Genomic DNA, 22,372 nt, shown 5'->3' on the forward strand with positions numbered 1-22,372 from the left:
CCGCGGAGGTGCTGCAATCCCCTGGCATGCAGTGGCGACTGAATCCGGCACAGTCTGGTGGAGGCTTGTTCCACGATCTGGCCCCGCATCAGGTCGACCTGGTGCGGGGCCAGATCGTGGAACAAGCCTCCACCAGACTGTGCCGGATTCAGTCGCCACTGCATGCCAGGGGATTGCAGCACCTCCGCGGGCAGCGGTTCCTGATAATACCGCAAGTTGGCAACCCGTGGCATGCCAATTTGGTTATCAATCAGTTCCTTCACTTTTTTAAAATAGGGTTGTTCCCTACGGTAATGGGCTACCGATAGTCTCACCCCGCATGCCCGCTGCGCTTCCACCAATGCCTTTGCCTCCGCACGGTTTAATGTCATCGGTTTTTCGAGGTACACCGGCTTCCCCGCCTGCATAGCCATGGTAGCGTATTGCGCATGTGTATCAGGTGGTGTAGCCACATAGATGGCATTGACCTCCGGATCGTCAATGAGCTGCTGTGCATCGGTGTACCACCGTGGCACCCCGTGGCGCTCGGCATAACTTTTGGCTTTCGCCGCGTCCCGTCGCATCACCGCCACCAATTGAGAATGTGCTACTTGCTGGAATGCTGGGCCGCTCTCCACCTCGGTTACGTCCCCTGCTCCGATAATCCCCCATTTTACTTCCATAATTCACTTTATTTATCGTACAATCACAGCAACCCCTTTTCTTCCAGTGTGGCCTTGATTTGTTTCTCTGTCTGCACCACTGCCAGCGGGCAATAAAACACGAGGTATTTGGCGCGATTTGCGGATATCTATCGGCATTTCGTTCGCCAACAAAGATAGGTTTTGTAGGGGCATTTGCATCATAATTTATGCCATACACCATATTTTCCATCGCTATAATCAACCCTGATGCAGTGTTGTTGCTCACCATTGCAAGTTGCTTTGCCTGCTATGAACTATTGATTAAACGGGTGGGTATTCTGCGGGTATTGTTCGGGCTACGGCCGCGTTGAGGCAAATGTCGGTTTGCCCTCTTCGCAGACCACCTCACTGGGTGGGGTTACATAGGCGCAATCTGAAGCAATGCCATATTCGCGATTGTACGCATCTTGAAGCGCAGTATAGGTTTTCACCATTTTCAGGAAAGCAGCTGTATCCAACCTGGTTGAATAGGGTACGTAGCCTGTCGGGCCGCCGCATGCCTTCGCGCCGATGGCAGTAAACCGCCACTCAGAGGCGTCGCCGCAGGGATACATCAGCGAAAGCGTATCGATTTTCTCCCGTAATTCCCGTAGCTTTCCTTCATCGCCCTCCTTTGTGCCGGTAAGGAGCGGCGTTTTCTGCTCACAAGCACTTACCCCAATCAACAGCAACATGCCCACCCATGCAAAATATGTAATCATTTTTCCTCCCATAACAACCACTAGGCCGCCAAAAATGTGCCATGCTTGGAGATAGGGATGCTATGCATAGGCTTCGCCATCGGGTATGCCTTCGGTTTCCCGCCCATCGGCCATTGCCGAATGAGCTATCGGCAAGGTGAGGTGGAACGTGGAGCCCATCCCTGGCACACTTTCCACATTTATCCTTCCATTCAGCCGATGAGTCAGTTCGCGGCACAAGAACAAACCCAAACCAATCCCTTTCTCGCTTTCGGTACCGTATGTCGATTGAATTTGACCGTTAAAAATTTCCTTGATATCTTCGTCTGTCAACCCCACGCCGTTGTCGCGTACAAAGATGGTACATTCTTCCTGTCCGGGGTTTTCAACTACGCCCACGATTACCTGCCCTCCCTGCCCCGTAAATTTAATGGCATTGCTGACGAGGTTGCGGACAATCAGCTCCAGCATCTCCGTGTCGGCAGCTACCCGGACATAAGCAGCCGCATCCACGCGAATAGCTATTCCCTTTTTCTCAGCGATAAACCGCTGTATGTCCAATACACGGTTGATAACGACCATCGGGTCTACTGCGTTAAAAACAGGGTTAATCCCCTTTATCTGCGCAAGCACCCATGAGAGCACGTTATTCAGCAGACCGGATGTGTTCCGTGCGGCAATCAATAGATCTTCTTTCAGCTTCCGCTCCTCCTGCGGAGGAAGATCTGCTTGCGATAGGATTTCGAGTGTACCGGTAATCGCGTTCAAAGGGTTCCTCAGGTCGTGGCCCAAAATGGAAATCAATTCCAACTTTTCATGGTTCGCCTCCCGCAACAACCGATTTTGGTTCTTGATGCGCTCGCTCTGGTGTTCAATCAATTTAGCCCGAGCCTCGGCCGCCGCCCGCTCACGGTCATAGGCCCTGCGGAGGTACCGCGTGGTTAGAAAAATGGAAACGACGATGACGGGCAACGATGTAATGAGGTCGATATAACGGGCATTTTCGGATTCGTAGCCAGCCATTACGATCGTCGGGTGGATGTATTCGAGCACCAACAGACCAACAGGGAAAATAAGGTGTAACGCCATCCCCACCGGTTGCAGGCGTTCGCTCGCAAAAACGATGATAAGCTGATAAGACAGTAGAAAAAAATAGAGTGCCGGCCCATCACTGCCACCGTTATAAAGGAAAACGAAGGTGATCAGCAGATAACTCCAAGCCATATAAACCTGTAATCCCAACTGGTACAGTCCGCGATACCGCGAAAGGCAATACATTACGAGAAGCATCCCTTCGGTAGCGAGGAGTACCATAGCGATTTCGGTCAACCCCAAATACCAATCGAGTGGTATCAGGATAGCCAACAACAGGAATACGAATATCGATACCACATTAAACCCACGGTTTTGGCGCGGCATTTCATCAGGTTTACCTACCAGGTTATTCCAGTATCGCCAGCGTACGACAGCAATTGAATTAAACAATTTATTTTTCAACCAAATATCTATCTTACTACGATAATGCAAACATAGTTGAAAATCAGCAATTTTCCATATAGTAACGGCAAATTCAACTCTTCACGAGGCATAAAGTCGGTTAGTCGACGAAAAAGCATTAACCTAATTGAAAAAGGGAAGCCCATAATCCGGTAGTTCGAGCGGCAATCGGTTCTTGGAGAAATAACCCTAACCTACACCTCCCATACCTTGGGCGTACCCTTTTTGTACCTTTTGTTTACTCCTTTGGTAAAGGATAGGTAAGGATTTGGTATAGCCGAGGTAAGGATTTGGTAAGGAATAGGTAAAGAACTGGTAAGGAATTGGTAAGGCGGAGGTAAGGAAAAGGTAAGCCAGTAGTAAGCGAAGACTAAGGCAGTGGTAAGCAAATGGTAAGCAAAAGGTAAGGAATCGGTAAACCGGCGCTAAGGAAATGGTAACGGCACGGCAAGGTAGGCAAAAATTCAAGAAGGCGCACTTGTCAGACCATCCGCCTTCGCACACGGGAAACGAGGTCATCGATATTAAACGGCTTCCTTACGAATTCTGCGTCCGCACAAGCATCGATATGGTCGTGCACAGCTGACATGATGAGAATGGGAATATCTGCCGTGTTACGTGCCGAATGGAGTTCTTTACAGATGTCCACGCCATTCCCGTCTGGCAGCATGACATCAAGCAGGATCAAGTCTGGTTTGTCCATCCCCAGCCCCTCCCAGAATGCTGCCGCCCGCCCATAGCCAATTACTTCAAAGTCCGCCTCTGTTAAAACAAACTCAACCATTTCGCGGAGATCATGATCGTCTTCCACAATTGCGACCTTCTTTTTCGTCTCATAATTTTTCACATCTCACGTCATAAATTCAACACACTATAGCATGATATACGAATGATACACCCGCTTGGTTTTTCATTTTTGAAAATAGGTATACCGAGTGGCGGCGCGAGTTGATGCGATAACGAGGACACAACGGGAGGATGGAAGCGGTATGGCTAAAGGGGTTCGCCCGCCACCACCATTTGGTCCAGTGTGGGTTGTTCACTGCCTCCGGTGGGCTCAATCGTGATGGCAAACATTTCTACGTCTTTCAACGAAACCATTTGCTGCAGGGTTTCGTTTGTACCTGGCAAGGCATAGGTTCCAGCGCTAACCGGCTTGCCGGCTATAATTCCCCATAACTGGTATTGCTTGTCTGCGGGTAGCGTTGGTAAGTTATCCGGCTTGAGGTATACTTCATGGGATGTCGTGTGCCAATAGACCAATGCCCGGTTATCATCATGGCCTGGCACCCCACTTAAGACTACCGTCTTGAACGAAGGGTTGCCAAGCACCTTTAGTTCTTGATGTGCTTCCTGAATTTGTGCCATGAATGTTTCATTCTGTGCAATCAGGTCGGTCCTTTCCTGCTCTAATTGACGGATTTGTTGTTTGAAATCGGCCATCTTAAACAAATGGAAAGCAACACTAGCCACCCATAGCAAAGACGCCGCGACCGCAAGGATGCGGGTAATGCGATGGGACCTTGCTGGTCCTGTGCCGACACTGCTCCCACTCTGGGCGTCCATTCCGGACATTCCACCCACCAACCCCTCTTCAGCCAATGCTTCAAAAATTTTGTCTTTGGTGTTGGATGGTGGCGTTTTGCCATGCAACAGGGCGTAGTTCATCAATGCTTCTTCTGCGTCGCGCACTGCTTGCCGCACTTCGGGGTATTGCTCGGACAGCTTTACCACCTCAGCATCTTCGGCAGGAGACGTCAAACCAAGCACATGGTTTTCAATGATTCCTGATGATATGTATTCCTGTATATTCAACGTTAAACAAACAAATGTTTCAATTTCAACAGTGCTGCCCTTGCACGCGTCTTTACTGTTCCCAATGGCAAATTTAGTTCCTTTGCGATTTCCTCTTGCGTATATCCTTGGAAATATGCTAAGTCAATGATTGCTTTCTGGTCCGATGTAAGTTCATTGATCACCTTATTTAACCCGAGGTGATCGGTTTTGATATGGTCGGTATAGTCCCCAACGTCCAATGGCGTCGTCTCGGTCAGCGTTTCGGTCTTGCTGCTATTCTTGGATCGTGACGAACGGACGTAATCGATGGCTAGGTTTCTAGCGATATTGATCATCCAGGTAAACAACCGACCTTTATGGGGATCATACTGCTCGATATTCTTCCATATCTTAATGAACGCTTCTTGCATCACATCTGCCGCCTCGTCCGTGTCACTGATCACCTTACAAATGACGCCGTATATAGCAGCCGAGTAATTGTCATATAGATAATTATAAGCCCGTTGGCTCTTGAGTTTCAACAACTCAACCAGTTCGGTTTCCGTGTATGGCAGCTTTGAGGGCAAATTGCTTCGATCGTCGTAATTCGTGGTAATGATAGCTTTTTTTTCTTGCTTTTGAAACCGAAATATAAATAATGTGTACATACGGAACGCTCAACACTATGGATTCATCGATCGCATTTTTTTTTCCGCGGGTAAATCCGAAATCCCGCCGGCCTCGTATATACAGCAGTTTACCATCAATCATACAAGGTTTAATTAACTAAATGATACATCCATGAAAAATTCGATTGAAAAAACAGATGCCCGGCTGCGGCCGGTAGGCGAAGTTTCCGACACATCCGTAAAGCGACGGCAATTTCTCCGTTACGCCGGGGCGGGTGCGGCCGCCGCGGCCTTGGTGGCTTTGGGATGCAAAAAGGATAATCCCGGCCCGGATATGGGCGGCGATGAGTTTTACTTTGGCAGTGGTGATATCGCCATCCTGAACTACGCATATGCCCTAGAGCAGCTGGAAGCCGCATTTTATACGAAAGTGGTGGCCAATCCTTATGGCAGTATTTCAGATGGGGAGCGCATGCTAATGACAGATATAAGGGATCATGAAATTGCCCATCGTGAATTTTTTAAAGCCGCTTTGGGACAACAGGCCATCGCATCATTAGCGTTTGATTTTTCCGCGGTCAATTTCTCAAGCAGGGGCAGCGTATTGGCAACAGCCAAGACATTCGAAGATCTTGGTGTGTCGGCTTACAATGGGGCCGGATGGTTGATTGCAGATGTGAATTACCTGGCATTGGCGGGCAAGATCGTATCGGTGGAGGCGCGACATGCCGCTTTGGTTCGCGACCTGATTGAGAACGGTTCGTTTGCCAACGACGAAGCGATTGATGCGAACGGATTGGACCTCTCCCATAGCCCTACAGTGGTCTTGCAAGCAGCTGCACCCTTTATCAAATCGCCAATAGACGTAACAGATTTACCCACTTACTAACAAACGAAACCATGAACTTATTTAGCATATTCGATGAAATCAACCATGTGGATCCGGAATTCCACGAACGCATAAGTCCACGCCGGAAAGCAATCAAAGACATGGCTTCAATGGGTACTAAAGTAGCCGCCGCTGCCTTGCCTTTTATGCTGGGGTCGTTGTTTAAGAAAGCCTACGGGCAGGTGCCTACCGATGTAACCGGCGTGCTTAACTACGCGCTCACCTTGGAGTATCTGGAGGCAGAATTCTATACCATGGGTGCAGCAACGTCCGGGTTGGTACCTTCGGGGCCACCAACGGGCGCTATCACCACGATACGCGACCACGAAATCGCCCATGTGGCATTCCTGAAACAAGTGCTCGGGTCGGATGCGGTTTCCAAACCCGGTTTTGATTTTACAGCCGGGGGCACATTTGACAACGTGTTTACCGATTACGATACGTTTTTGGCGCTTGCACAGGCGTTTGAAGATACCGGCGTAAGGGCGTACAAAGGGCAAGCGGGATTACTGAAGGGCAACCAGGTTGTACTGACCGCGGCACTGCAGATCCATTCGGCAGAAGCACGCCACGCGGCACACATCCGCCAGATGAGGCGTGCCCGTGGAGGCGCAGCCGCCAACCAAAAACCTTGGATAACGGGGGCGAATGATAGCGGAATAGGTGCGGTGGTAGACCCCATATATGCGGGTGAAGACAATGTCATGCAAGCAGGTGTGGATATCACCTCATTGAACGGAAAGGAAGGCAAATTATCCATGGATGCAGCAACCCAATCCTTTGACGAACCGCTAACCGCAGAGGCGGTATTGGGTATTGCAGCATTATTCATTAAGTAATTCGTTAGTTAGAAGGGCAATGCCATTCAAACATTTTGCTGTTGTAATAGACGATGGGTACGGGGTCATACCCCCAACACCCATCGTACATCGAACACATCGGTGATTTCGATCAACTTTTGATCATCGTTATCCGCGGCAACCGTGTCCCTTGCGTTAAGCCCCAATTTCTCGATAAGCAATCCCCGGTCATCCGCATTTTTACAAGGCAGGAAAATAGCCATGTAATTCCCCAGGGTACGTCCTTCGTTATGCACCAAGTCAGAACCGTGGATAACGATGCGGTCTGAAATAAGCGAACCACTGACCACCGGCGTATCTGCAAAACCCTGCGGGGCCCTTTCGAACATTTCAAATTGCAGCCTACCGCCAAAACAGGTTTGGTAATAGGTGAGTGCTTTCTTGCAATTACCGGAAAAGGTAAGAAAGATCGCACTCACAAATTTAGTATGATTAGCCTCAACCATATCAGCATGTACTAAGCGTCGGGGATTTCGGGTTCTACCAACTTGATTAACTTCTCCAACGACTCTTGCCAACCTAAATAACACATTTCCGCCGGTATTACCGTTGGAATTCCTTCCTGCACGACCTTCAGTTCGGTGCCGCACGAAACGGCTTTCAGCCACACCGTGGTTGTCATTTCTCCGGGCATATTGGGGTCATCGAAGGCATCGCTGTACTTGATCAATTCATTGGGTTGTATTTCCAGGTATGAGCCACCGAACGAATGCCCATTCCCTGTGCTGAAATTGATAAACGTCATGTGATATGTCCCTCCTACTTGGAAATCCATATGCTCAACGGTGCAAATAAAGCCGTAGGGCGGCAACCAAGTAGCATGTGCCAAAGGGTCGGCAAATGCCCGAAATACCTTTTCGGGACTCGCCTTGATGACCCGATGCAATGAAACCGTTTGATTCTCCATCTTATTAAAGTTTTAATTTATAATCTAAATGACTTGACGAGCTTTTTGGCTATTTCGCCCGTATTTTATGGCCATACACATAAGATACAGCCAGAATACCCAACACCACCAACGGCATGAGCATAAACCCGATGTTCTTATCCACACATGCATGGCTAATGAACGCGAAGATTAAATTGAAGGAAAGTCCAGCGTATGCCCATTCCCGCAGCTTCGCGGGTACATTGGGAAAGGAAATCGCCAAAACCCCCAATGCTTTACAGATAATAAGGGTATAGGCAAAGTAATCGGGATAGCCCAAAGGTGCAGTTCCCACGGTGGCCTGGTCCGGAGCAAAAAGCAATGTGCTAAGCGGCATCACGCCTTCCCAAAGGATAATGATGGTTGTTGCCACCCAAAAGATAATCTTGTTCTTCTTCATTTCACAATAATTAACGGTTTATAAATTAATTTGCTTCCACATATTTCACAAAGTTGTCCAAGATGGCTTGCCATCCTTGTTTCTGAAATTGAGGGTCGTTTTCTGATTCGGCATCGAAAGTCGTGGCAATGGTTGTTCCCCCATCCCCCTCGGCAAACACCGTTGTGGCCTTTCTCCCATCGGGCATGGTATACGTTATTTCCCGATGCTCTTCCACGTTATCATAAATACCCTCGAAGTCAAACCCGAAGCTGCCATCCTTGGCCTCCATGCGGTTCTTGAACTTACCCCCTATCCGCAGATCGTTTTCGCTGCTGGGGCTATGCCAACTGGGATCGGGCGTATTCCATTGCATAATATCGGCCGGTGTGTTCCATGCCTTCCAAACTTTTGCAACGGATGCATTTGCGGTTGCTTCTACGGTGATTTTTGTTGCTTGTGCCATTGTTGTTCAATTTTTGTTAATTAAATGGTGTTAATCAAAATCTACGATTCAAAATTACGACAGGATTTAAAATGGCGACTGTTGTGAAAATGACAATCTTAGGGGTAAATTATGACAAACTATTTTTACCTTGCAGGGCAATAACCAATGATTGATATGCAGATCTCTGTTTTTGTGCCTGAGTATGGCGTAATTGAAGCCGTTACACCACCCTTCAGGACCTTCAACACCGCCAATGAATTCCTAACCACATTTGGTAAACAACCCATTTTCAATGTTGAATATGTGGGTTTGAACACACATGTACCGGCAAACAATGGCGAATACACCATAAAAACCGATCGGTTGATCAGTGAAGTGGCCGAAACGGATTTACTCATCATACCACCTACATTTGGCGATGCTGCCAAGGGAATCGCAGCCAATGCAGCAGCGGTACCCTATTTCAAGAAGTTGCACGAGAAGGGCGCGAGCCTGGCCAGCTTGTGTATCGGCGCGTTCCTGCTGGCGGAAACGGGTTTACTAAACGGACGGAAATGCTCCACACATTGGGCGTACATCAACGAGTTCAGGGAACGGTACCCCGAAGTGGAAGTGGAAGATGGTGCGATCATAACCGAACACGACAACATATACAGCAGCGGTGGCGCAAGCAGTCTATGGAATTTGATACTGTATCTGGTTGAAAAGTTTGCGGACCGGGAAACAGCCATTTTGGTTTCAAAATATTTTGCGCTGGATATCGGGCGGGATAGCCAATCCCAATTTGCGATATTCAAAGGCCAACGGAACCATGGCGATGATGACATCCAAAAAGTACAGGATTACATTGAAGAAAATTATAGCGAAAAGATATCCATTGAAACGCTGGCGAAGCTGATCAATACTGGCCGCAGGACATTTGAACGGCGCTTTAAAGAAGCCACCAACAACACCCCCATTGCTTACATACAGCGGGTACGGATAGAAGCCGCCAAAAAGTTCTTTGAAGCAGCGAGGAAGAACGTAACCGAAATCATGTTCGATGTGGGCTATACGGACACAAAAGCGTTCAGGGACATATTCAAGAAAATCACCGGGCTTACGCCGATCGAGTACCGGAATAAGTTTGCAAGGGTGGCAAGTGAGGTCTAACGTAAAAGAAAACCCCGAAACGGGGAGGATCGGGGCTTTCGGAAACTAACCAATTATAAACCTAATGTATGAAAAGACCTGTTTGGAAAGCAGCCCCCGTCATGGCGACGGGGACCCCTTAATAAAACATTTACCGTGAGCTAAGGTAAGGCCGTTGCCCTAACAGGTCAATACCTATAAATAGGTATTTTGCCAAACGGAGGTTATTTAAAAAACGGCCGCTTGGTTATTGTTTCTTCGTTTCCAATATATTACCTTTACCGTAATTACATTTACCACCGTTACATTTACCAGTTTACCATATATCTATGACGAAACATGCTATTGCATCCGGTTTATACCTACGTATCAAAAAAACACGACGATTTACCTGATTAACATCGTGGAGACCAGCGACCACAAAAAAAACGGGGCGTATCCGAAAAGCCAAACGAGTAGGACAATTAATAAACTCATACGATGGATAAATTTATTCGAAAGAATGCATGGGTGGGAAACGGAACTTTTGACAATACCGACCTGCTTTGGTATGCCAAGGGGGTGGGCGTGATGCAATCTCGCTCATTGGATGACCCGAACAGTTGGTGGTTTTTCGCGGCCATACACGGCGAATACATTGAAGACAACGCATTCCCGGGATGGGGATTTATTCCAGGCCCGCCAAATGTTCCAGCTAAACCCGTACCTTCTCCAAGCGTACAGGACAAATTCTGGAACCAGTGCCAGCACCAGAGCTGGTATTTCGCACCTTGGCACCGCGGGTATCTCATCGCCTTGGAAGCCCAGGTCCGTGCAGCCATAGTCGGCTTAGGGGGGCCGGACGATTGGGCCCTACCCTATTGGAATTATTTCGGGCCGAACGATGAATATATGATTCCGCCCGCTTTTATGCAAGAATCCTTGCCCGATGGCAGTTCAAACCCGCTTTTCGTAAAGGCCAGGTTCGGCCCCAACAGTGACGGAAACGTTTATATCCAAATCCCACCGACGACAAGGGAATGCCAAAACGGAACCCTATTTACCGGTAGCAATACGGCTACCCACTGGCCGGGGTATGGCGGCCCGTCCACCGGCTTTTCACACACCGGGAAAGTGAGTGGCAACCTCGAAAGCAACCCACACAATCTCGTCCACGTACAGGTCGGCGGGAATCCGAGTGACACGCTTTGGGGCTTGATGTCCGATCCCGGCCTTGCAGCACTCGATCCGATATTTTACCTGCACCATTGCAATATCGACCGGATGTGGGCGGCATGGAATGCCATGGGCAACCAAAACCCCGTTGACCCCAATTGGCTCAATGGCCCAACTGCTACAGGCGAACGCGCATTTGCCATGCCCATGCCTGATGGACATGCGTGGGTGTATACGCCCGCCGATGTAACCAGCTTGAAACCGCTGGATTATGCTTATGACAGCCTTGTACCGGAAAAAACACCTATATTGGCAGATGCACTTGAACAACGGCTAAATAAACTGGGTGTCGACACCGAGGGCTTATTACAAGGAGGACATATGGATACAGGAGATCAATCAGAACTTGTTGGCGCAAACGACGGGCCTGAGCCATTGGGGAAATCAGGACTGCGGACAACGGTCAACTTCGATAGCCGTGCCTGGCAAGGGGTGTCAGAAAGCCTCATGGCAGCCTCGGCGAAAAACATCCCCGATAAGGTATACCTCCAGATTGAAAACGTGAAAGGGAATGTAGATGCCCATATCCTAGCGGTATCTGTAGATCATCAACTTGCCGGCCATATTTCGCTGTTTGGTTTGCGCAATGCATCCAAAAGCGATGGCCATGATGGCGGCAGCGGACTGACTTTCATCATCGACATTACCGGCATTATCGATAACTTGTACCTTGAAAACAAGTTGGCGATCGATTCCCTTGATGTAACCCTGTTACCAACGAATGTGATCCACGACCATCAAGAAATCACCGTCGGCCGTATCAGTATTTACCGCGAACAGCAACGATGAAAAGCACGAAGAGTTTACGGTATTCCGTTAGTATCGTGGTGCTTTCACTATGTTCGTTAGCCTGGATGGTGCTGATATTGAACCCTGGCCACATCATGACGGTGGCGCACTGCCACATCACGATGCAGGGACCATCCCACGCATCCCTGCAAATGCTGTTGCAAATGAACCCGCCGTCCAGCATGATGGCCGGTTGGCTGCTTATGGTATTAGCCATGATGCTGCCCAAACTGATTACGCCGATCCAGTATATCTGCACACGTAGCCTGAGACGCTTGAGATTCAGGTTAGCATTGCTTTTTGTATCCGGTTACGCAGCGATATGGTTTGCGGTAGGGGTAGTGATGAACGGGGTAATCTTAGGGCTGAACCTGCTGATGCCGATGTCGTATGTCCCGGCGCTGGTGGTAGGTATCATTGCACTGGTATGGCAGTTTTCACCTCTCAAACAACGATGTTTGAATCGTGGGCACGATCATCGGCCCCTTGCCGCTTTCGGATGGCCCGCCCACCGCGATGCATTGATGTTTGGTGCGGCCCACGGCCTGTGGTGCGTGGGCTCGGGGTGGGCGTTAATGCTTTTCCCCATGCTTTTACATACCGGCCATAATGTCGCCATGCTGGCCGTAACTTTCCTAATGGTAAGTGAGCATATGGAACACCCCAAATCGCCGCGTTGGTATATGGATTCCCGTTTGAAATTATTAAGGATCATCATTGCACAAACGAGGTTGAAAATAACACGGTTAACGGCATCACGGAGTTTGAAATTAAAAATTACTGAATACCAATAAATTATACATACCTTTACGGGCAGTTAATTTTTTTATTCATTTTTTATTCCAAATGCCATGCAAGAAGGCAAAGTAAAATTTTTCAATGAAACCAAAGGATTCGGTTTCATCACCCCCAATGACGGCGGAAAGGACGTATTTGTTCACACCTCGGGGTTGAAAGACCGTATCCGTGAGCATGACGATGTTTCATTTGAAGTCGCACAGGGCCAAAAAGGGCTCAACGCAGTAAATGTCAAATTGATTTAAATCCATTTTTCAGATATTGTATAGCAACCATCCGGTAGTAAGAACCGGATGGTTTTTTTTGAGAGGTCCGAAGCCCAAATTTTTAAAATTCAGTTATCCATAAATGTCCAAAACCAGTTTCAATAGTATAAATAAACCTTTCGCCTCCACACTCCGTGCCCGTGTAAACGACTATTTCAAGACACAGCAACTGGCCAACACCGGCAACCGAAAGCTCTACATCAAAAGCATAACATTGGTTACAACAGCCGTTGCGCTTTACACCATCTTGCTTTCATTGGCCATGCCGGTATGGTTTTCCTGCCTGCTGTGCATACTGCTCGGCATCAATTTCGCCGCCATTGGGTTTAACATCATGCATGAAGGGGGGCACCAAAGCTTCTCCAAGAACAAGGTGCTGAATTCGATATCGGCTTATACACTGAACATGCTCGGCGGCACCATCTATTTCTGGAAACAAAAACATAACATCAACCACCACACCTATACGAACATCGACGGCCTCGATCATGACATCGACGTGAAGTTCATGCGTATGCATGCCGACCAACCCCATCGTTGGTTCCATCGGTTCCAATTTGCTTACTGGTTCGTATTGTATGGTATCTCTTATATCGCTTGGGTATTGTTCCAAGATTTTGAGAAATATTTTTCCGGGAGGATGGGACAGCCGGCCGAACGGAAAAGCATGCCTTTGCGCGAACATTTCATCTTTTGGGCTACCAAAATCGGTTATATAGCGGTTTACTTCGGTATTCCCATCGTTGCGGTCGGCTGGTTGCCGGCGTTGGTCGGCTGGCTCATTGCCGGCGTTTCCTGCGGATTCTTCCTGGCGGTTGTCTTCCAACTGGCCCACGTCGTGGAGGCCACCCAGTTTCCGGTAGCGGATGAAGGGAGTGGTAAAATAGAACAAGAATGGATGGTGCACCAGCTGAGCACCACCGCCAATTTTGCCACGGGTAGCCGTACGGTTTCCTGGCTGCTCGGCGGACTCAATTTCCAAGTTGAGCACCACCTATTCCCCCGCATCAGCCATGTACATTATCCCGCCATCAATAAATTGGTGAAAGCCACTTGCAAAGAATTTGGGGTAACCTACCTGGAACATCGTACCATGGTTGGGGCTTTTGCGTCACACCTCCGGCATATTTACCGGCTCGGAAGGGCCTAGTGGGGCTACTGTTGCCCGATCAAAACAATATGCTTACCGGCCTGTTATCTCGTTTTTATGCGATATGAGTGAAAATCGGCTCGCACTATGTTGGCCTAAAGCGTACACCTAGGCTAAGGATAAGCTGGTGGAAATCAGCATCCACTCCATACCTGGCGGGCATTGTACAGAGAAGGGCACGAATGAATTCCGGTGCGATTGGAAAACTGTCATGGCGCGCGGAGGGGGCTAAAAAAAACGGCCATTCCCATTGAAAAGGGAATGGCCGATATCTAAAAATTTGTTTCGCGATTACTCTTTCGTAAACCTGAAATTCGCAAAGTAATAAACGATGTCTGCGGGGGGATTAAATTCATTCGAAGTCTCTCCACCCACATTCATCACCACAACGCGGTTGTGCTTACCCACCGCTTCCGACAAATCGACGGTTACGTCCGTCCATGTTTCCAAATCGACGTCATCGATCTGGAAATCCTCTTTGTTTGTATCCCAGCCTTCCCGTCCGAAAGTGCTGTTCTGAGAGAATGACCACAAATGATTCATAAACCGGGGCCATAGCTTTTGATACAAATCGTAGGCACCTTCAAACGAACTCTTTGATGGTGCGTATACCTTGAACTTAAGGTATTTGTACTCTTCCACATTAAACCGGTATTCGGTTGGCAAGGCAAGCACGAAGGACGCATTGCGATCGCGCAGGATTGCTTTAAACACATTTTGCAAATCCGTTCCCACGGGCGCATCCGTTGCCGGACTGGTGATGTCCATGCGAAAGGCGGTGGTTTGCACCACACCGTCAACGAGGTAGTTCATGGGGATGAGGGCTTCAGCCGGTGTCGTAACCAGCTCCACTACACCACTTTCCACATAGGGGTTCAATAATTCGTCCAAGCCCATGGTATGCGGTACATAACGTACCTTTTCGATGAGACCCGACTCCAACATGTCCTTAAGTGTCTGTGCATTCGCCGATGGCATATCCGCCACTTTCCGTGCGAACGCTACCCAATCGCCTCCCCCCACCGTGCTCCGTGCGTCATTTCGGTCATAGCTGAGTGTAGGCATTTCAAACAAATCACCCCCCGTCAAATCCAGTTCCTTCAGGTTGGGAAAATAGAAGATATCCTGCAGTGAGTTGGCGTGTATCGGATAGACCAACTTGGTGATTGACGCTACGCCGTTGGCTGTGAAGGTGGTTACCCCATTGGCTTCCAATACCGCCTGTTCAGCGGGTGTAAACGGTGTGCTTTCGGTAGGCGTATTGATGATCAGTTCCGTGGTAAATGGTATCGAATCCAGGATGGGGACGTTATTGATCTTGGGTACTACGTTGTACGTGATTGTTACCGTCGTCGGCTCACCCGATTGCAAATTGGGGATGAAGAAACGGGAGTCCGCGCCTCGTTCACCGGTATGCTCAACACCATCTTTATCTGTATAGCTAAACGACAAGCTTCTATAATCCAGTAACACGGAAGAGAGGCCACTAGGCCAGTCCACCACAGCGGAAGAGGGGGACGTCAGTACGCGGGGTGAGTTAATGGCAAGCCCCGCTACATCGCTGTCCGTATAAGGAATGAGTGCAATCTCATGGGGTACCGATTTGTTATCAAACTCATCGATGGTATAAATCCGAAAGCGATACAACTTGGGCTGGGTGAGCCCCGTGATGTTCACCCACGATACCAGTGAATCGATTACAATCCGCTGGTCGTCGTACTCCACGATGGTCTTTTTTGCCTTCCCCAAATTGATTTCATCACTCGGTATACGGCCGGCCTTCATCAAATCGATTTCGACCCGCTCGTAACCGATATGCCCCACGATGGTATCGTATTTAGCAGGGTAAACCACTTCGCCGGAATACTCATCCAAGCTATCGTACATGCCATCGCATGCCCCTAAAAAGGTGATGGATAGCAAGGAGAAAAATATGATTCTGCTTAACATGTCAACTGTGTTTTGAAAAACGCATTACTGGTTGGCCTTACGCCCATAGAGGGTGATTTCAGACAAACAATTTGCGTCTTCAAGTGTATAATTTCCGTTAAAACTCTTTATCGCCTCGTACCTGAACCAACGCGTTGGCTTGGTGTACTGCGGATCATCCGGGTACATGTAGGCTTCATCGCCCGCTTCGCCGGCCTGCACGAATTCCAGCTCACTGAGCCCTACCGGTACCGGTATTTTGTGCATGGAAATAAACACCCAATCTTGAATATCGTCATCCCATGCATACATATTATACATCCCTACGTTTTCCGATTGGTAGTATTGGCCCCTATTGATGTTGGATAGCCCCCCCGAGTGCCGCTGCACGGTCACGATACGGCTCAGCTCATAATAATCGCCCATATCGATGATGAAATTCCAGGGCATGTTGCCATCGGCCGTATTACCGGTACGCCCACGGCTGTGGGTGTGCATGAAATTGAGGTTATCGCCCTGGTCGATGATACCGTCAATGACCTTTGCGGAACGTCCTTCGAGGCCATCGCCAAACACCATCGGCACACCGCCGATGCTGTCGTTCGCGTCGGGCAATACCCAGTTGGCTTTGGGTATCTCAATGTCTTCATATAAAGAAAGGGAACCCTTGTCCACCGGCTCGGTGATGTTACCGAATTGGTCTTCTACCCGTACGCTCACTTTTACCTGATCCTGGGGCGAGAGGTAAAGGTCGCGGATAAACCGCCGGTCTTCGGCCAAATTTGACGAAAACACGGTAGTCAACTGCCGCTGCTCCCCATTGAGGGTAAAACTATAATCGACATACACGTTCACGTTCTGCTCCAGTTCATTGGTCCAATCGAGGAAAAATGAGCTGAATCCCGACTTAACCTCGATAGACGAAGCCACGCGGCTAAAGGCCGGTTCCAACGGCGTGATCGACACGGTAACCGGCTCTGACCGATTACCAGAACGGTCAACGGCATACAGCGTAACCTCATGCGGATCGGTACTCCCAAATCCGTACACATCAAGCGAATCGATAAAGTAAGACGACGAGAACGTATACTCCTTACCGTTATTGGCCTTATAAACGGCTTCTACCTGTAACAGGTCTTCATCCGTCGGCAGGTCGTAGAAAAACCGAGCACCACCGTACAAAGGCTTTTGATCGACGATGGTGATCTTACCGGGGGCGTCGCTATCATCAACGTGGCTCGCATATCGGTTCTCCTCCTTGCAGGCCCCGATAATCAGCAGCGTAGCCACTAGCATTGCAACATATTTTCTCTTATTCATAACTCTCCTTATGTTGTGGATGATTACCATCCTGGGTTTTGGATCAGATTTCCATTTGTATTCAATTCATTCAAATCAATGGGCCAAAGGTAATCGGTAATGGTGAACCGCCGGGCCTGTTTCACTTCAAGCACGAAGAAAGATTCGCCCGTGGTACCCGTATGCGTCCATCCCCACACCGGCGACGAAAACTCGGCCACCGCCCGTTTATGCCGCCACATATCCCAGAAATGCTGGCCTTCGAAAGCGAGCTCAACCGAGCGCTCATCAAGAATGATGTCGCGCATCCCTTCCTTCGTCAGGTGCTTGTTGACCGTTTTTGCCAAGCTGGCATCCGACCATACGGTTTCCACATCCGGGATACCCGCCCGCTCGCGGACCAGGTTTATCGCGTCGTATACCTCCTGGCTAGGACCGCTGTATTCATTCAGCGCTTCCGCCTTCATCAGGTACAGATCGGCCATGCGCACCAGTGGATAAGGGTACCGGATTACCCGTTGCCATGCATTAGACTGCGATTCGGGGTGTACGAGCTTTTGTACACCGATACCCGTCGTCAGGAAATCCGTGGCATGGGTAGAGGAGTTGTATCCTCCATCGGCACCATTATACATCATTGTGTTTATCCGCACGGTGTGTGCCCGCCAAAACCCGCCGGTAATACCCAGATTCGCATAAAAGCGGGGTTCACGGTTGAGGTACATATTGATGGTCTCCGCCCCTGGCTGCATGATGCCGTTCAACTCGGTGTACTCCGGATCGAGCAGGCCCGGGGTTTGGGTAAGCTCGTGCATGGTGGCCGTGTTGTAGGTCAAATCCTCATCGATGGGCAGCCCATTGCGGGTATAATACCGCTCCACCATCTTATAGGTAGCGGCCATCCATTGCCAAGAATAGGCGGCCGTATTGACAACCCCATCGCCATATCCCTCCGGCAGGCGGATATTGGTGGAGTGGGCCAGCTCTCCCTGGCCGTAGTAATTGTGGTTGGAGTAACCCCACACCAACTCTTTGTTCCAAGGGTCGCAGATCACCATACGCAAATCGTACAGCGTACGCATATTCTCCTCGTTCGCCGCAAAGGCCTCGCGGTCATAAATAAAAGGCTCTTTTTCAAAATGGTAAAGCCCCAAACCGTTCTGCTCGCAAAGTGCGATGGATTCATTGATGGCGTCGAGCGCTTGTTTCCACTTCTCGTTATCGTATTGGAGCGGGAAGAAAGGCTGGCCGTCGTGATCCACGAAATCGCCGAAATACTCTTGGTTTCCGTTGAAGAACGGGCTGGCGCGGTAAAACAATACCCGGGCCTTGATGGCCTTGGCCACTACCTGATCCACCTGGCCCATGTTACTCTCAGTGGTCCGTTCGGTGAGGTTCGGGATGGCCTCCTCCATGAGCGCCAATATATAGTTGAAGCAATCTTCCACTTTAGAGCGCGGCAGAAACAGTTGTTCTTTCGAGGCCTCGGGCGAAACCATTTCAGTTGGCAGCACGATGGGCCCGTATTGCCGCACCAATAAAAAGGCATAATATCCCTTCAGGAAGGTTACCTGGGCGGCCCACTCGGCCTTTTCCAGGTCGCCCATATCCCGTACGGTGTTAATGTTCTGCAGAAACACATCGCATTGGCGAAGGCCATCATACAGGCTTTTCGCCCCTTCGGTACCCGACCAAGTGCCCAGCTGCGGGCTAGTGGCACTCTGCAGGCCACGCATGATCCGGATGGCCCGCAGATTGCCTGTGGCCGTGTTGAGGTCCAGGCGGCCGACAAATTCATCACCCAGCGACCACGTGGTTAAATGCGTATCATCTACCCGGGGGATGTAACTGTATACCCGCGCCAATGCCTCATAGGCAGTTTCCCGGGTATCAAAGAGATCTTCCAAGGTCATGGTGTTGTCTGGAACCACATCGAGATATTTGGAACAAGACTGCGACAATAGCATGGCACACACCACTAACCCAACTTTCAAAAACGTCTTCATCTTTATTTATATTATAGAGACAACTGAATACCTATGTTAAACCTTTTATTCGGTGGATAGCGTAATCCACGCCTACCCATCTCCGGGTCCCACAGTTTAAAGCTACTGAACACCAAGGGGTTCTCCGCACTTAAGTAGATACGGGTGCCCGGGCCCAGACCAATACGCTCAAGCCCTTTCGGGCTAAAGCCGATTTCTACGCTTTTCAAACGGAGGAACGAGCCGTCGCGTAGCCACCATGACGATTGCTGGAGGTTATTGTCGATTGGCGTAGTAGACAATCTCGGCCAGAATGCGTGCACATTCGGATTGGTTTCCGTCCAGTAATCCCGTGCCACCACTTCCAGCGCGTTCCGACGGAGCACAAAAGGTGCGATGCCTTCGTCATTATCATTTCCGCCACCCACGCCCGGGTTGATGAAAAACGACACCCGGTCGTTGCCTTGGAAGAAGAACGAGAAATCGAACTGCTTATAACCGGCAGACAAACCGAAACCGTATTGGATTTCCGGTACCGTGGGGAAACCCAAAGGCACTTGGTCGTTTCCATTGACAACCCCATCGCCATTGATATCCTTGTACTTGATATCACCCGCCATGTACTCGCCGAAGTCTTGCCGAGGTGAATTAGCGATTTCCGCTTCGTCCACAAACAACCGCTCGGCCACCAAGCCCCATTGCTGGTTGATGTTGTGGCCCAGCCGGCTCAGGTATTTATCCGCGTAATCGCGTTCATCCAATTCGAGGTATTCGTTGGCGGCATATGTAAAGTTGGCGCGCCCATTCAACCAAAACTCATTGTTAAAGAAATGTTGGTAGGTGATGGAGCCGTCGAAGCCCTGGGACAATGCTTTGCCGACGTTGCCGCTGATGCTTGCCTCCAAGCCCGCGGTCGACGGGAAATTCTGGCGTACCATATAAATGTTGCTCCGGACATCCCGGAAAAAATCACCCTCGATTTTCAATGCTTCATTGAAAAGGCCGATTTCGATACCTAAATTATATTTTTCAGACACTTCCCAGGTAATGTCGGCATTGGCATACCGGTTGATATAGTACCCGCTGTAAGCGTTCATGAAATTCGTGCCCCAACGGTATCCATCGATTGTTGTATTTGTGCCGCCCCTAAGGCCAATATCGGACAGGTAGAAGAAACGCCCGGAACGATTTGATATAGCATCGTTACCGACCAACCCCCATGTCGCGCGGAGCTTCAAGGTACTGAAGATATCGGTCGCCGGCTCAAAGAACTTCTCGTTAGAGATCATCCAGCCGCCACCCACCGACGGGAAAAACCCGTACCGCTTGGATCCGTCGAACTTCTCCGACCCGTTAAACCCGTAGGCAAATTCAAAGAAATACCGGTTATCGTAATCATAAGTAGCCCGCCCGGAATTCCCCATGTTACGTTCGGGCAACGTTTCGTAAATCGATGTGCTATTGCCAGAGGTGAGCAGCTTCTCTTCCATCATACCCACGGTCATCAAACCTACGGTATGGTTACCGAACACACGGTCCCAATTAAACCGGCCTTCGAAATAGTAATGCCCATCGGCATTCCGGCCAGGCACAACGTTCCCCAAGAACACCGACCCCGAATTTGGGTTCAGCGAATACAGAGTGTAATCTCCCGTCACTTGGTTATAGTCTTGCAACGAATAGAAAAAAGGACTATAAGTTCGCCTACTCTGATATTGGCTCCAGATATTGGCCGAGACACGACCCTGGAATTTCAAGCCCTTGGTAACGAAATCCAGATCCTGCATCAAAGTGGCCTGGGTCGTCAAGCGACTTTCGTTCCGATCTTCATACCCCCTTACCATCGATGCATAAGGGTTGGGCTTCATACCGCCCCCAACCCACGTATTGCCGAACAGCGTATGATCGGCAAACTCGTTGGCCGCATCGGGCTCATAAACGGCCGGGAAGTCAACCGGGTTGCTCCACATGATTTCGTAAAAAATATCGGTAGCCGATGCCCATGGGCCGGTATAACGCTCAAACTGGCCTTGGATCCGGGTATCCAAGGTGGTGGTCGGTGTCAGTTTGAAAATAACATTCGACCGAATAAATGCCCGATTGATGTCAATGTTGTTGTTGAAGTTATTCCGGTTATCGACCTTCAGCAAACCGGTCTCTTTCTCCCAACCCGCAGACACGTAGTAATTGGCTACTTGCCCGCCGCCCGAAAGATTGACATTGGCTTTGGTGTTATTCGTGGATTTATTGAATAGCGTTTCCTGCCAGTCTACATTAGGAAACAGCATTGGGTTCTCCCCATCGATGGTCGATTGGATTTTTTGCTGGGAGTAATATGCGCCCAGTAGCGGGTCGCGGGTAATCCGGGCCTCGTTGTAAAGTTGCATGTACTCTACGCCGTCGAGCAGTTTGGTCATCTGCACCGGCGCACTCACGTTAAAATCCACCCGTGCATTCACCTGCACCGGTCCTTCGCGACCCGACTTCGTCGTAATCATGATGATACCGTTTGCTCCGCGGGCACCGTAAAGTACCGTGGCCGAAGCGTCTTTCAGGATGGAAAAACTTTCGATGTCGTCTGGCCTGAGCCGCGCCAGTGCGTCCGTGGTCGCCTCAAATCCATCAATCAAAATAAGGGGCGATGTTTGGTACCCGAATGTGGTAACCCCCCGGATAAAGAACTGGGCATTGTCCGCACCGGGTTCACCTGTGGTTTGGAAGGAAACCATCCCCGGAATGCGTCCGGCAAATGAACTGGTCAGGTTGGAAGATGGCACCCTTAAATCAGAAGCCCGCACGGTGGTAATCGACCCCACGACACTGGTTTTCTTTTGGGTACCGAAAGCGACGACGGTAACTTCATCCAATTGGCTCTCGTCGTCATATAAGAGGATTTCCAATACGTTACGGTCGCCGACAGCCTCTTTTGCAGGTAATTTCCCCACAAACGAGAATACCAGCGTGTCGCCGATAGCCGCTTCAATTGAAAACTCTCCGTTTGCATCGGTCTGCGTGGCTATGGCTTTCCCTTGCACCGATAA

The 22,372-nt window shown here is 49.6% G+C and carries 21 protein-coding genes; 7 read left to right on the forward strand and 14 right to left on the reverse strand.

The window, feature by feature from the left end:
* The 6 genes from ACO1NT_RS08795 to ACO1NT_RS08820 form a co-directional block, all read right to left on the reverse strand.
* The coding region (locus ACO1NT_RS08795) for a Gfo/Idh/MocA family protein (RefSeq protein WP_449048223.1) at positions 1 to 662 on the reverse strand (662 nt) is incomplete at its 3' end.
* A 317-nt stretch (positions 663 to 979) separates the two neighbouring features.
* Positions 980 to 1,384, reverse strand: a complete 405-nt coding sequence (locus ACO1NT_RS08800; RefSeq protein ID WP_449048225.1) for a hypothetical protein — start codon at positions 1,382 to 1,384, stop codon at positions 980 to 982.
* A gap of 60 nt (positions 1,385 to 1,444) precedes the next feature.
* Positions 1,445 to 2,860 carry a sensor histidine kinase gene (locus ACO1NT_RS08805; RefSeq protein WP_449048226.1) on the reverse strand — a complete coding sequence of 472 codons (1,416 nt, stop codon included), beginning with the start codon at positions 2,858 to 2,860 and terminating at the stop codon, positions 1,445 to 1,447.
* A 481-nt stretch (positions 2,861 to 3,341) separates the two neighbouring features.
* Complete coding sequence (locus tag ACO1NT_RS08810; protein ID WP_449048228.1) at positions 3,342 to 3,671, reverse strand: response regulator transcription factor; 330 nt, start codon at positions 3,669 to 3,671, stop codon at positions 3,342 to 3,344.
* A 182-nt stretch (positions 3,672 to 3,853) separates the two neighbouring features.
* The gene (locus ACO1NT_RS08815) at positions 3,854 to 4,675 is read right to left on the reverse strand and encodes an anti-sigma factor (protein ID WP_449048229.1); all 822 of its coding nucleotides are present in this window, start codon (positions 4,673 to 4,675) and stop codon (positions 3,854 to 3,856) included.
* Positions 4,676 to 4,677: 2 nt separating this feature from the next.
* Positions 4,678 to 5,223: an RNA polymerase sigma factor gene (locus tag ACO1NT_RS08820; RefSeq protein WP_449048230.1), complete on the reverse strand. Its 546-nt coding sequence runs from the start codon at positions 5,221 to 5,223 to the stop codon at positions 4,678 to 4,680.
* 214 nt (positions 5,224 to 5,437) lie between these two features.
* Between ACO1NT_RS08820 and ACO1NT_RS08825 the strand changes: the two genes are divergently transcribed.
* Positions 5,438 to 6,154 carry a ferritin-like domain-containing protein gene (locus ACO1NT_RS08825; RefSeq protein WP_449048232.1) on the forward strand — a complete coding sequence of 239 codons (717 nt, stop codon included), beginning with the start codon at positions 5,438 to 5,440 and terminating at the stop codon, positions 6,152 to 6,154.
* Positions 6,155 to 6,165: 11 nt separating this feature from the next.
* Positions 6,166 to 6,993, forward strand: coding sequence for a ferritin-like domain-containing protein (locus tag ACO1NT_RS08830; protein WP_449048233.1), 828 nt, complete (start codon positions 6,166 to 6,168; stop codon positions 6,991 to 6,993).
* A gap of 65 nt (positions 6,994 to 7,058) precedes the next feature.
* Here the strand turns inward: ACO1NT_RS08830 and ACO1NT_RS08835 are convergent, their stop codons facing one another.
* Genes ACO1NT_RS08835 through ACO1NT_RS08850 form a run of 4 tightly spaced genes read right to left on the reverse strand, consistent with a single transcriptional unit; the run spans position 7,059 to position 8,787 of the window.
* Positions 7,059 to 7,433 carry a glyoxalase gene (locus ACO1NT_RS08835; protein WP_449048234.1) on the reverse strand — a complete coding sequence of 125 codons (375 nt, stop codon included), beginning with the start codon at positions 7,431 to 7,433 and terminating at the stop codon, positions 7,059 to 7,061.
* 38 nt (positions 7,434 to 7,471) lie between these two features.
* A complete protein-coding gene (locus tag ACO1NT_RS08840) occupies positions 7,472 to 7,921 on the reverse strand; it encodes an SRPBCC family protein (RefSeq protein ID WP_449048235.1) in 450 nt (149 codons plus the stop codon).
* Positions 7,922 to 7,970: 49 nt separating this feature from the next.
* Entirely contained in the window at positions 7,971 to 8,342 is a 372-nt protein-coding gene (locus ACO1NT_RS08845; RefSeq protein WP_449048236.1) for a DoxX family protein, read from the reverse strand.
* Between the two features lie 25 nt (positions 8,343 to 8,367).
* Positions 8,368 to 8,787, reverse strand: a complete 420-nt coding sequence (locus ACO1NT_RS08850; protein ID WP_449048238.1) for an SRPBCC family protein — start codon at positions 8,785 to 8,787, stop codon at positions 8,368 to 8,370.
* A gap of 156 nt (positions 8,788 to 8,943) precedes the next feature.
* Here ACO1NT_RS08850 and ACO1NT_RS08855 point away from each other — a divergent pair, with 156 nt between their 5' ends.
* The 5 genes from ACO1NT_RS08855 (at position 8,944) to ACO1NT_RS08875 (ending at position 14,118) form a co-directional block, all read left to right on the forward strand.
* A complete protein-coding gene (locus ACO1NT_RS08855) occupies positions 8,944 to 9,921 on the forward strand; it encodes a GlxA family transcriptional regulator (RefSeq protein WP_449048239.1) in 978 nt (325 codons plus the stop codon).
* 459 nt (positions 9,922 to 10,380) lie between these two features.
* A complete protein-coding gene (locus ACO1NT_RS08860) occupies positions 10,381 to 11,904 on the forward strand; it encodes a tyrosinase family protein (protein ID WP_449048241.1) in 1,524 nt (507 codons plus the stop codon).
* Positions 11,901 to 12,698 (forward strand): copper chaperone, encoded by a 798-nt coding sequence (locus tag ACO1NT_RS08865; protein ID WP_449048243.1) that lies wholly within the window; start codon positions 11,901 to 11,903, stop codon positions 12,696 to 12,698. The genes ACO1NT_RS08860 and ACO1NT_RS08865 overlap by 4 nt, the downstream gene beginning before the upstream one ends.
* A 57-nt stretch (positions 12,699 to 12,755) precedes the next feature.
* Complete coding sequence (locus tag ACO1NT_RS08870) at positions 12,756 to 12,947, forward strand: cold-shock protein (RefSeq protein WP_449048244.1); 192 nt, start codon at positions 12,756 to 12,758, stop codon at positions 12,945 to 12,947.
* 103 nt (positions 12,948 to 13,050) lie between these two features.
* A complete protein-coding gene (locus tag ACO1NT_RS08875) occupies positions 13,051 to 14,118 on the forward strand; it encodes a fatty acid desaturase family protein (RefSeq protein WP_449048245.1) in 1,068 nt (355 codons plus the stop codon).
* A gap of 291 nt (positions 14,119 to 14,409) precedes the next feature.
* On the opposite strand, the gene ACO1NT_RS08880 is transcribed toward ACO1NT_RS08875, so the two are convergent.
* The 4 genes from ACO1NT_RS08880 to ACO1NT_RS08895 form a co-directional block, all read right to left on the reverse strand.
* On the reverse strand, positions 14,410 to 16,068 hold the full coding sequence (locus ACO1NT_RS08880; protein ID WP_449048247.1) for a DUF4998 domain-containing protein: 1,659 nt from the start codon (positions 16,066 to 16,068) through the stop codon (positions 14,410 to 14,412).
* Positions 16,069 to 16,092: 24 nt separating this feature from the next.
* Complete coding sequence (locus tag ACO1NT_RS08885) at positions 16,093 to 17,367, reverse strand: DUF4959 domain-containing protein (RefSeq protein WP_449048248.1); 1,275 nt, start codon at positions 17,365 to 17,367, stop codon at positions 16,093 to 16,095.
* A 23-nt stretch (positions 17,368 to 17,390) separates the two neighbouring features.
* Positions 17,391 to 19,352 (reverse strand): RagB/SusD family nutrient uptake outer membrane protein, encoded by a 1,962-nt coding sequence (locus tag ACO1NT_RS08890; protein ID WP_449048249.1) that lies wholly within the window; start codon positions 19,350 to 19,352, stop codon positions 17,391 to 17,393.
* 11 nt (positions 19,353 to 19,363) lie between these two features.
* A partial coding sequence (locus ACO1NT_RS08895; RefSeq protein ID WP_449048250.1) for a SusC/RagA family TonB-linked outer membrane protein occupies positions 19,364 to 22,372 on the reverse strand: 3,009 nt, incomplete at its 5' end.

The organism is Parapedobacter sp., from assembly GCF_053550995.1.